Raw genomic sequence first — 10,585 nt, forward strand, 5'->3', positions numbered from 1 at the left:
CCACCAAGCGATTCTGGCTGCCTCAAAAGGCCGCCGAATTTTGCGCCGGAAAGTAGCTAAGCTGAAATTGCTGCATCCGTTCAGAAAATTAGGCGCCAGGCGTCTATTCGAGGTAGAGGGCGGCGAAGACCTCAGAAATCGCAATGCCGGCGCTTACGGTGCCCGTAACCAGTATCTCTTAGTCCAGTGAACTTCATCTCGCGAGCTGCGCTCATTGCGTAGTTCGAAAGAGAGTCTATGGAGGGGATTTGGCTCGTGTGGTCATTGGAAGCTTGTCCGCGCCCATGTGACCGAAATCCACGACTTCGAGTTGCGGGTACCTCGACGCTACTATCGCCCTCGCCTCGCGTCGAAAAACCATAACATCCGCACGACGCACGGAAATGTCGAACCCGATCACCTTGCCCAAGGCTCGAGACCCATCACTCACGGCGTGCCTCAATTCCCAGAGCTCGTTGCCGCGGCCGACGATCGCATTTGCGATCTCGCCTTTTTCCAAATGCTCCTCGAGGAAGCGCATCAGCATTGCGTCGAGGTCCACTTCATTTCTTGTAGAGCATGACGCCAGCTCCATGAGCAACGCGAACTCGGGGATAGGCATGCTGGCGAAGGGATTGCGCAGCGTGGGGACGTGCTCGAGTGCGACAGACATCGCGTTGCGTGAAAGGCCTTCGAACGCGGAAAGAACGTCACCGAGCTGCGCTTCGGCAGCAAGCAGCAGAGATACGACTGCTTCCTCAGAGCTGGGGACGAGCAGCGCCGTGGTCGCTTGCCTCGGCCTAGCGGACACTTCCAGCGTTGCGCTAGTGATGACGCCCGCCACGCCGGACGTCCCAACGAAGAGTTGCTTTAGGTCAAATCCCGTATTGTTCTTGCGCAGGGCACTGCCGAACCGCACGATCTGCCCCGGCGGGTCGTACAACACAGCTTCGATGGCCAACAGATTGTGGCGAACATCGCCGTACCGGAGCAACCGAGTTCCGCCGGTATTGGACGACACCATACCACCAATGCTTGGATCAGCCGACAAGTCCACCGGAAACCACAACCCATGCGGCTCCAGCTTATCGTTCAGCTCGTGCAGGAGGACGCCTGCATCCACGTCCACTGTGCGGTTCGCCACATCGATGTTGCAGCGCCGATGCATTCGGTTTAGCGATAAAACAACCTGCGTGCCTGATCCGTCAGGGGTACTCGCGCCGACCACTCCGGTGTTCGCCCCCTGCGGGATGATCTGCACCCGGGCTGCCGAACAGCATGCGACGACGCTCGACACCTCCTCCACTGAAGATGGTCGAACGACACAAAGCGGTTGCCCATTGCCATATCGGGCGCCATGCACGTATCCGGCGATCTCCCCGCCCTCCAGTACTCCCGCGTCTCCGACGATGGCACGAAGAGAGTTCAGCAAACTGATCATTGAAGTATCTCGATGCCCTTGCGAAGCCTCAATGGCCGTTTATCGACGCACATTCTTCAGCGCGTGGCCCCAAGCGCGAACTTCCGCGGATACGCGCGCATCTCGCCGACCGAACAGCCTGGTCTTATCGAACCGCACGACATTGTTGATTCGCAACACGCACCAAGGCCGCCCGACGCGTTCCCAGGAAACAACCGCGGTGACGATGCCGACGCACTCAACCGAGCGGATACCGGGAGGGAAGAAGCGCGACACGATGGGGGGAGGCGCTCAGCGCCTGCCTCCCACAGTTGCCTCGCCTGCCGCCCGCCCCGCGCAAACCAAAGCTACGTTTCACCGAGACCAATTGTAGCAACGGTTCAGTACTGTTTTCAGCAATGATCGGCTAAGTATCGCTCTATTCCTGCAAAAGTGGCCTTGTTTGACGCATTCTAACGTCGCCGCTGGGCTTTTCTTGATTTAACCAGAACTCGGGCTCGAAACGAGATTTCGCCGCCATCCGCGTGTCCCCGCGAAAGAAGACGCTTCACGATGAAACGCCGGCCGGAGTGTGGACATCTGGCCACGATATTTTTACCGTGTCTTACTTGCCGAGCTTGCCGAATTCGGCCGTGAGCTCAGCATCCGCCCGGGTGGAGGTCCGCCAGCAGGCGGTAATCGCTGACCTGGAAGGCGAGCCGTCCTTGTTCATCGCGACGATCACCTTGGAGTCCTTCACGCCGGCGAGATTCACCGATCATCTTGGCGAGTTCGACGCCCGATCCGTCATTCTTGGCGCGGGCCTGACATTGTAATCTACCGCCCGCGTCACCGGCACTACGAACCTTCATCTATCCTCTTTCACTTCAAATTGGGAGGGAGGTATCAACTGGCGCGAACCTAGAGGTCGGCCGAACCAAATTCGTCCAGCCGAACAACTTCGTATTGATGGACGTAGAACGACTACTCTTCATAGCGGGTGAGCCAGCTCATATTGGCCGACTCCGCCGTGATGAGCAGATCAATTCCTTCCCGCTCCATTGCTTCGCGTGTGGAAGGCGTATTCGTATTCAGAAACCTCGAAACGCAATTCTCCGTGCATTAGCCTTCCGCTTAGTTGCTCGCCCTTTAGCCGTTTCAAAAATCCGCACGAGGGGGCGCGGTGAAAACATCAAAAGATGAGATTTGATGCAGAATGTCTGTGACTTTTGTACTCTCATCGCCGGAATGGAGATCAAACCTCAGTCATAATCACTGCATCCTTGAAGAACTCACAGGCGTATTGTTCGGAATCGGCTCCGCTCATCTAGGAAGTTTTTGCGGGCAGCCGTTCGAACCGGCCGGCGTCTAGCGACCAGTTGAGGGCTCTTGGCTAGTCGCGGACGAAGGACTCTCGCGGATGACGCTCGTGCTCTAATCTCCAAATCAGGTAGCGGCGATGCGAGGCGTCCGTGAACAGTCGCGTTCGGCTTGATCACTCGATGCGCTTTTAGCGACAAGATCTCGAAAAAAGCGCGACGTCGGGTGGGTAGGCGGACAGCTGCGTGGTCCTACTTGCGGAGACAAGTTATGACATCGTACGAGCCGGTTCGAGCAATTCAGCGTGGGCTTGCGGTGTTGCGGGCTATCAGCGAGCACGGGCCGATCACAGTTGCCGACCTCGTCTCAAGGTGTAGCCTCCCACAGCCGACCATCGTGCGCGTGCTCGAAACGCTAGTCGCAGAAGGTTACGTCTATCGCCAGGCCGGAAAGTCGACGTACCTGGTGACGGGTCGAACTTTGGCGCTGAGCCGGGGTTTCGACTCCAAATCACATCTACTTCAGATTTCAGCTCCCGTCATCGATCAGATGCACGTTCAAATTGGCTGGCCGTCGAATCTCGCCATCTTCGATCGCGATGCAATGGTCATAGTGTACAGCAATCGTGCTTCGCTGGGTTTGTCGTTGCCAGGTCAAATGGGCGCAAGAATCCCTTTAATGGCCACTGGCGTCGGACAAGTCACACTGGCGTTCATGCCCGAAGAGCAGCGCAAGGCGGCGCTTTCCCGCGCTCAAGAAACAGGAGGTCGTTGGGATTGCGACGCTCATATGGCGGCTACGCTCGTCGCGAGACTTGCTCAAATCCGTCGCGAGGGCTACGCGTTCGCCGACGAAGAGTACCTGGAGGCAGTCTATCGATCACGAATTTGGGCCGTCGCCGTTCCCATATTGACAACGGACGGAAAAGTTCTAGCCGCTATAAGTAGCTTAGTTTTGACCCTCGCAGGCGAGAGGCGGCGGTTACTCCAAACAATACTTCCAATTCTAAGAAGGGCTGCGGTCAATATTCGCCATCAGCTGGGTGCGGAGACAGTGACATGACACCCACTCCACCTTCAATGGAGTGAGTTTCCGGCCCCCGATCGCGCTAAGGCCGTAAGCTCCAGATCGGCTCTCAAGCGTGTTTGAGCGAGGCCGCCGCGCGAGCGAAGCTGCCGTCGGTCCTCAAGCGCTGGGCAAAATCCGTATCTCGACGATCCAGATCTTCAGCGGCGTCCAGTACAGCGAGAATCCTGTCCTGCGGCACCACCACGATTCCGGTGTCATCCATGACGACCAAATCGTTTGGACGGACGCAAACTCCACCACATGTAATGGCCTCGCCTCGTGAAACTATCCGTAGCCGACCTTTGCCAGTCCGGGGCGTAACTGTTCGACTAGCAACAGTCAGCCCAAGGCGGGCAATTTCGACAGTATCCCTGCATCCCCCGTCCACCACAGCGCCGGCTGCATTGTGCAAGGTCAGCGTGAGCGCAGCGAGTCCACCGAAGGTTGACACATCGGCAGAGCCCATGTCGACAACGAGCACAGTATCCTGAGAGGTCGCATCGAAAGCCGATCCGACAGCGAAATCTTCGAACGAGAAGCTGCCAAATGGCGCAACTTGCTGGAGCATCGTCTGAGCAAACCCCGCGACCCTCCCACTCCCGGTTCTCCGCGCGATGCCTGACATAACCCCGGGAATACCGAAAGCGTCCAGAGCATCGCCCAGGGTTGCTGTGGCAAGACTGCGCGCACGTTCGAGAATTGAGTCAGGCTGCTTGATTTCTTTCATCGCTCTTTCTCCGCTTCGAGGTTCGATCAAAAGGGGCTTGCTATCGTGTGTTAGCGAGACGATCCTACAGCAGCCGCAACGATTTCGGCTTGCTCGCGTTCATGTCGATCGATCGAGCCGCCCGCAGCCGCCGCCATTGGGGGGCGCCCGATATAGCGCAGAGGGCGACGGATATCGATCTCTCTGATCATCCTGTCGACGTAATAGTAGGCGCCCTGATTCTCAGGTTCCTCCTGGCACCACACCAATTCCGCCGCGGAATGCTTTGCGAGCGCTTCACTGATATCTTTTCTCGGAAACGGGTAAAGCTGCTCGATGCGAATCAAGGTGAGTCCCGAAGTACGTTCCCGCAAACGCATTTCGTTGAGAGGGTAAAAGATCTTACCGGCACAAAAGATGATCCGCGCGCAGTGCGGGGCCTCCGTAACAATGACCGGGCGGAAGCGTGTGCCGGATGCCAGTTCCGGCAGCGCCGATTGACATGCCCTCTCGCGCAGGAGAGATTTCGGCGCGATAAGAAATAGGGGAGTCCGCCGCGCGCTCCGCTGTTGTCGACGCAGCAGGTGAAAGAGGTTCGCGGGCGTGGATGGGATGGCGACCGTGATGTTTTCGCCGGCACAGCTTTGAAGAATTCTTTCGATCCGCGCGGACGAATGGTCAGGTCCCTGCCCTTCCAACCCATGCGGAAGCGCAATGACCAGCGATGATCGCATCTTCCACTTAGGCTCGGAAGTTGCAATGTATTGATCTACCGCGATTTGCGCACCGTTCAGGAAATCGCCAAATTGGGCTTCCCAAACGATGAGTCGGTTGGAATCCGCAAGGCTCATTCCGAATTCGAAAGCGAGCACACCGTATTCGGTCAACGGCGAATTGACAGCGTCAAAACGGACCCCCTCGCGGGCAAGCGTGCACAGCGGTACGCATGTTCGGCCATCTCGCAGGTCATGAATCGCCAGATGACGCTGCGTGAAAGTTCCGCGGATGCAGTCCTGCCCGCTCAGGCGAACCGAAGTTCCTTCATGGAGCAGACTTGCGAAGGCAAGCGCCTCTGCCGTCGCCATATTTAGTCCACTCCCCTTGTCGATGCTGTCCCATCGGGACCACAGGAACGCGCGAACTTTTGGATCCGGCTCAAAATCGTCTGGGAGCTCAGTAATTGTGCGGCCCAAACTGGAAAGCGTATCGCAATCGACGCCCGTCTCCGGATCAGTTTCCGAGCCCCAACCATTTTGCGTCTCCGGGAATACGATTGTCTCGGTCAGAACGTCATTCAATCGCAGCTTGTGGTAGCTCTCATAAGCCTGGGCGAGACGCTGCGCGAACTCCGCCCACCGAACCTCTGCGGCTTCAAAAGCTTCGCGCGAACGAGTTCGGACGTGCTCCGAAAAAAGCGTCCTCAAGCTCGGATGTTTTTCGATTGCAGCGCAGACGATCGGCTGTGTAAACCGTGGCTCATCGAGCTCGTTATGCCCGTTTCGACGATAGCACACGAGGTTGATTATCACATCGCGGCCGGTGCTGCGCCGCCATGCGTAGGCGACCCGCGCTGCGGCCGCCGCGGCGATCGGATCATCCCCATTAACATGCAGAATTGGAACACCATATGCCTTTCCGATATCCGTTGGATACGGCGTTGAGCGTCCTTCTCCAGGTAAGGTCGTGAACCCGATCTGATTGTTGACGACGAGATGGATAGTCCCGCCCGTCGAGTATCCCGCCAAGCCATCCATTTGCAGGAGTTCGCTCACGAGACCCTGGCCGGCAAAGGCCGCATCCGTGTGCATCAGAAGAGGGAGGACGCCTCCAGGAGTTCTTTGACGCGCGTGCAACTCCTGGCGCGCTCTTGCCGCCCCAGCTGCCACCGACGCGACCACTATGAGGTGCGAAGGGTGTGGGAGCACGCGCACTTCAACACAGCCACATCCCGTGTCCACCGTTGCAGCGAGACCATTGTGATATGGAACGTCACCCGTGAAGAGCTCATCTCCAGCGGTGATGTCCCGTCCTTTGATCTCCGAGATCAGGACAGGCAAAGACTTGCCGAATACGGTTGCCAGCGCTGCCAATCGGCCACGATGCATGCCCCCAACGACAACTTCTGTCTGACCAGCCCTCGCCGCTTCTCGTAGGATTTCCTTCAGAATAACCGCGGAAGATTCAGAACCTTCAATGCCGAAGCGCTTCTTGGTTGGCCACTTGGTCTTGATGAAACGCTCAAATTCGTCCGCTAGCAGGACAGCCTCCATGGCGGAAGTCAGAATGCGCTCGTCAGGCTCGGCCAGAACCTCCTTCTCAAACAAGTCGTAAATCCACGCACGATCCTTCAGAGCATCCAGATGAGTCGCTTCTAAAGCTACGTGCCCACAATAGATTCTGCGAAGAATCTCCTCCGCCCGTTCTTTCGTTACATCCATGGACCTACCGGCGACGAACAGTCCGACCCGGGAGCCTACTCGACTGCTTGCCTGAGCAATTTCGGGGGCGCGAACTGTCGGCGCCAAACGAAGTGGATCCAGGTGCGCTTCCTTATGGCCGCAGGAACGGAATGCCTCCACGAGCGCCGCTGTCGCCGCCGCCTCGTCCTGTTCGACTGACCGAAATCGGCTGTCGTTGAGGGACTCGAAGTGAATTACCCAGTCGTCGGGTACCGACTGTGGATCCTTCAGATACCGGGCGTACAAATCTAAAAAAAAGGAGTTGTCACCAGAAAGCGGGAGATTCATTCGCGATTGCTCGAGAAGGAGGCGAACGCCATGTCGCAGACCACTGATCCATATCCGCGCTCCCGCCCGCGCGACACAATTTTTGGATTAAATATTCATCTAGTGAATTTTTTTGGGATCCTCGGTTGCATCAATCTTTCCTCAACGGAATCTGGAACAATGGCAGAGGCCAGCATCGCAACTGCCTAGAAGGACGAGAGCCGTGTACGGGCTGCTGTTGGGTGTAAGAATTGTCGAAGGCGCCTCCTTCATTGCGGGGCCATATTGCTCATTGCTACTCTCACAACTTGGGGCGGAGATCATCCGGTTCGACGCTATTGGCGGCAGTCCTGACTATCGCCGCTGGCCGCTCGGCCCCGGCGGAGACAGCTTCTATTGGGAAGGCCTGAACAAAGGAAAGAAGTCCGTTGCTTTGAATCTAGCGATGGCCGAGGGACGTGAACTCGCGATCGCCATCGTCACCACTGGAGGCAAGGATAGCGGCATTTTCGTCACCAACTATCCGGAGAGCGGATTCCTCTCTCACGACAGTCTCTCCAAGCTCAGGCCGGACCTCGTGACCGCCCATGTTCTTGGCCACGCCGATGGCACTTCAGCGGTCGACTACACTGTGAACTGCGGAGTTGGGCTTCCCTACATGACCGGCCCGCAGGGCACTAACCGCGTTCCGATAAACCACGTCCTTCCCGCATGGGATCTGCTTGCAGGTTCGACCGCCGCAGTCTCCGTGCTTGCGGCGATCGAATATCGGAGGCGGACGGGGCTCGGGCAACTTATACGCATCCCCCTGAGCGATGTTGCGGCCGCAACGTTAGGCAATCTCGGGCAAATCGCCGAGGTTGCCATCTCCGGGACTGACCGGCCCAAATACGGTAACAACTTGTTTGGCGCCTTTGGCCGTGACTTCGGCTGCGCTGATGGCAAGCGCGTCATGATAGTCGCAATAACCTCCAAACAATGGAGGGCCGCGATAGCTGCTCTTGATCTGCAATCAGCTATCAGCGCGCTTGAGGCAGAACTTGGCATGTCACTGGATTCCGACGAAGGGGCTCGTTTTCTGCATCGAGATCGCATTAATGCAATGGTCGAGCAGGTCGTCGCGCGATACACGTTGGCAGCTCTTTCGCAACGTCTGACCTCGTCGGGGGCTTGTTTTGGCGTCTACAGGACGGTGCACGAGGCGCTTACTGAGGATCCGAGTTTTGTTGAGGCTAATCCGATCTTCGCACACGTGCACCATCCGAGCGGGTGCAAGTATCCGACCCCAGGTTTTCCGGCTTCATTCTCAGGCGCAGCTCGTCGCGATCCATCTCCCGCCCCCGTTCTGGGCGGGGATACTGAAGAAGTGTTGACCACTCTTCTTCGCATTCCCAGCGCCGCGCTCGCGAGCCTTCACGACCGTGGCGTCGTCCGCTTGGCCGATCGCCCTCTCTCCCCAAGGTAAAGGAACGGAACCATGGGAGCTTGCGAACGATTACGCGGTGAGCGGTTGGTCATGATGGCGATCGGAGCCGCCGCAGCTGCAGAGCAGTTTGTGGCTGCGGCAAAAGCTGCCGTGTCGCGAGAAGTCGTGAAGGACGGCCGTATCTTGACGGACGAGTTTGATCGAAGGCAACGAGCCGCTCATGGCTTTGCCTGGATGGCGACACTCAGTGAGTGCCTATCGGCAACCGCACATTGGAGTCAGAAACGCGCTTCTTCCGGTGGACTCGATCCGCTGAGCGAATGTGCGATCGTTATCGGCTTCTCAGAATACCTAGCGCAGCTCATCGGTGGGGTTCCGATGACGCAGAATGAGATTGTCAGACCGCCGGAGCTTGCCCTGTCCGAAGCGGCCGCAAACTTGGCGGCAAACGATTGTGTTGGCAAATTTGTACTTGCTGACTGGTCGGGCGTGCGCTCGGAGCTGGCGAGCCTGCTGACAGAAGGTCATCGTCTGCGGGATTCGCTTGACGAGGAGACACTCGATTCATTCCGAGATGAAGTCAGACGCTTTGCGGACGAACGTGTCCTCCCGAATGCGCATAAGTGGCATCTCGAGAATGCTCTCATCCCCGACCAGATCGTCCAGGAAATGGCCGACCTCGGCATCTTTGGTATCTGTATCGCCCCGGAGTTCGGCGGCCTGGGACTCGGCAAGCTCGCGATGTGCGTGGTCACTGAGGAGCTCAGTCGCGCCTGGATTGCCGCTGGATCGCTTGGGACCCGATCCGAAATCGCAGCCGAACTGATAACCCAAGCCGGCACTGAGGCGCAAAAAGCCAAATGGCTTCCTAAGATTGCTTCAGGGGAATATCTGCCGACCGCGGTCTTTACTGAGCCAGACTCAGGATCCGACCTCGGCAGTCTCCGAACGCGAGCCAGCCGTGCAACCGATGGAAGCTGGCGTATTTTCGGCACAAAGACCTGGATCACGCATGCTTCGCGAAGTGACTTGATGACAGTGCTCGCCTGTACTCTACCGGAAGTTCCCGGACACGCGGGTCTCTCAATGTTCATCGCCCAGAAGCCGCGTGGGCTTTCGGACAATCCGTTCCCGGTCCCTGGGCTAAGCGGTGGCGAAATCGAGGTGCTCGGCTATAGAGGCATGCGCGAGTATGACGTCGCTTTCGATGACTTTGAAGTTCCTGCGGACAGTCTACTCGGGAATGCGGAGGGCCAAGGATTCAAGCAGCTTATGCGGACGTTTGAAGGTGCGCGGATCCAGACCGCGGCTCGCGCAGTCGGAGTCGCTCGCCGAGCGCTCGAACTCGGACTTGCCTACGCGATGAACCGTAAACAATTCGGCAAGGCCATCGCAGCGTTTCCCCGGATATCGGACAAACTGGCGACGATGACGGCCGAAATCCTGCTGGCAAGAGAAGTGACATACAGCGCCGCGCGAGCCAAAGATGCTGATCGCAGGTGCGACATCCAAGCCGGCATGGCCAAGCTGATCTCGGCTCGGGTGGCTTGGTCCGCCGCCGACGTTGCCCTGCAGATTCACGGCGGGAATGGGTACGCACTTGAATATGAAATCAGTCGTGTTCTCTGCGATGCGCGGATACTCAATATCTTTGAGGGCGCTGCCGAAATTCAGGCGCAAGTCGTAGCGCGCGGTCTCCTTACTAGAGACGCAGCGTGAGGACAAATGTCGATCCGCTTGGTCGGGCACCCAGATGCATGAGCACTGTGGCCTTTTCCTGGAAGAATTGTCATTGGATCGTGTAGGCAATCTTTGGAGTGATCGACATGCTGGCGGGCTCAATTTTCCGGGTGGTGGATCTCAGTATAGACCGACGGGCGTTTTGTGCACTCCTCATTGGTAAAGCCTAGGAGCCTGTCCGAGTAATCGGATTTTTCTCGACGAAGAACAAGCGTTGTGAT

General features: G+C 57.6%; 8 protein-coding genes. 4 read left to right on the plus strand and 4 right to left on the minus strand.

Translation table 11 applies throughout. From position 1 onward, the window contains the following. On the plus strand, positions 1-190 hold a 190-nt coding region (locus CQ13_RS44930), incomplete at its 5' end, for a hypothetical protein (protein WP_210183060.1). Positions 191-235: 45 nt separating this feature from the next. Here the strand turns inward: CQ13_RS44930 and CQ13_RS03365 are convergent. Next, positions 236-1,420: an FAD-binding oxidoreductase gene (locus tag CQ13_RS03365; protein ID WP_057841619.1), complete on the minus strand. Its 1,185-nt coding sequence runs from the start codon at positions 1,418-1,420 to the stop codon at positions 236-238. 583 nt (positions 1,421-2,003) lie between these two features. Further along, positions 2,004-2,153 (minus strand): hypothetical protein, encoded by a 150-nt coding sequence (locus CQ13_RS42445; protein ID WP_156433469.1) that lies wholly within the window; start codon positions 2,151-2,153, stop codon positions 2,004-2,006. 815 nt (positions 2,154-2,968) lie between these two features. Between CQ13_RS42445 and CQ13_RS03370 the strand changes: the two genes are divergently transcribed. Next, positions 2,969-3,760: an IclR family transcriptional regulator gene (locus CQ13_RS03370; RefSeq protein ID WP_082637290.1), complete on the plus strand. Its 792-nt coding sequence runs from the start codon at positions 2,969-2,971 to the stop codon at positions 3,758-3,760. A gap of 73 nt (positions 3,761-3,833) precedes the next feature. Here CQ13_RS03370 and CQ13_RS03375 read toward each other — a convergent pair whose 3' ends face one another. After that, positions 3,834-4,493, minus strand: a complete 660-nt coding sequence (locus CQ13_RS03375) for an RraA family protein (protein ID WP_057841621.1) — start codon at positions 4,491-4,493, stop codon at positions 3,834-3,836. Between the two features lie 50 nt (positions 4,494-4,543). Beyond that, a complete protein-coding gene (locus CQ13_RS03380) occupies positions 4,544-7,219 on the minus strand; it encodes a 2-oxoglutarate dehydrogenase E1 component (protein ID WP_057841622.1) in 2,676 nt (891 codons plus the stop codon). Positions 7,220-7,421: 202 nt separating this feature from the next. Between CQ13_RS03380 and CQ13_RS03385 the strand changes: the two genes are divergently transcribed. Both CQ13_RS03385 and CQ13_RS03390 read left to right on the plus strand, forming a co-directional pair. Further along, positions 7,422-8,663 (plus strand): CoA transferase, encoded by a 1,242-nt coding sequence (locus CQ13_RS03385; RefSeq protein ID WP_057841623.1) that lies wholly within the window; start codon positions 7,422-7,424, stop codon positions 8,661-8,663. Between the two features lie 51 nt (positions 8,664-8,714). Beyond that, the gene (locus tag CQ13_RS03390) at positions 8,715-10,343 is read left to right on the plus strand and encodes an acyl-CoA dehydrogenase family protein (RefSeq protein ID WP_057841624.1); all 1,629 of its coding nucleotides are present in this window, start codon (positions 8,715-8,717) and stop codon (positions 10,341-10,343) included. Positions 10,344-10,585 lie beyond the last annotated feature (242 nt).

Source organism: Bradyrhizobium retamae, assembly GCF_001440415.1.
GTDB classification, from domain to species: Bacteria; Pseudomonadota; Alphaproteobacteria; order Rhizobiales; family Xanthobacteraceae; genus Bradyrhizobium; species Bradyrhizobium retamae.

Excerpts from the sequence above, each read along its gene's own strand:
- CQ13_RS03365 (WP_057841619.1), bottom strand. The coding sequence starts at position 1,420 with ATGATCAGTTTGCTGAACTCTCTTCGTGCCATCGTCGGAGACGCGGGA.
- CQ13_RS03370 (WP_082637290.1), top strand. The coding sequence starts at position 2,969 with ATGACATCGTACGAGCCGGTTCGAGCAATTCAGCGTGGGCTTGCGGTG.
- CQ13_RS03375 (WP_057841621.1), bottom strand. The coding sequence starts at position 4,493 with ATGAAAGAAATCAAGCAGCCTGACTCAATTCTCGAACGTGCGCGCAGT.
- CQ13_RS03380 (WP_057841622.1), bottom strand. The coding sequence starts at position 7,219 with ATGAATCTCCCGCTTTCTGGTGACAACTCCTTTTTTTTAGATTTGTAC.
- CQ13_RS03390 (WP_057841624.1), top strand. The coding sequence starts at position 8,715 with ATGATGGCGATCGGAGCCGCCGCAGCTGCAGAGCAGTTTGTGGCTGCG.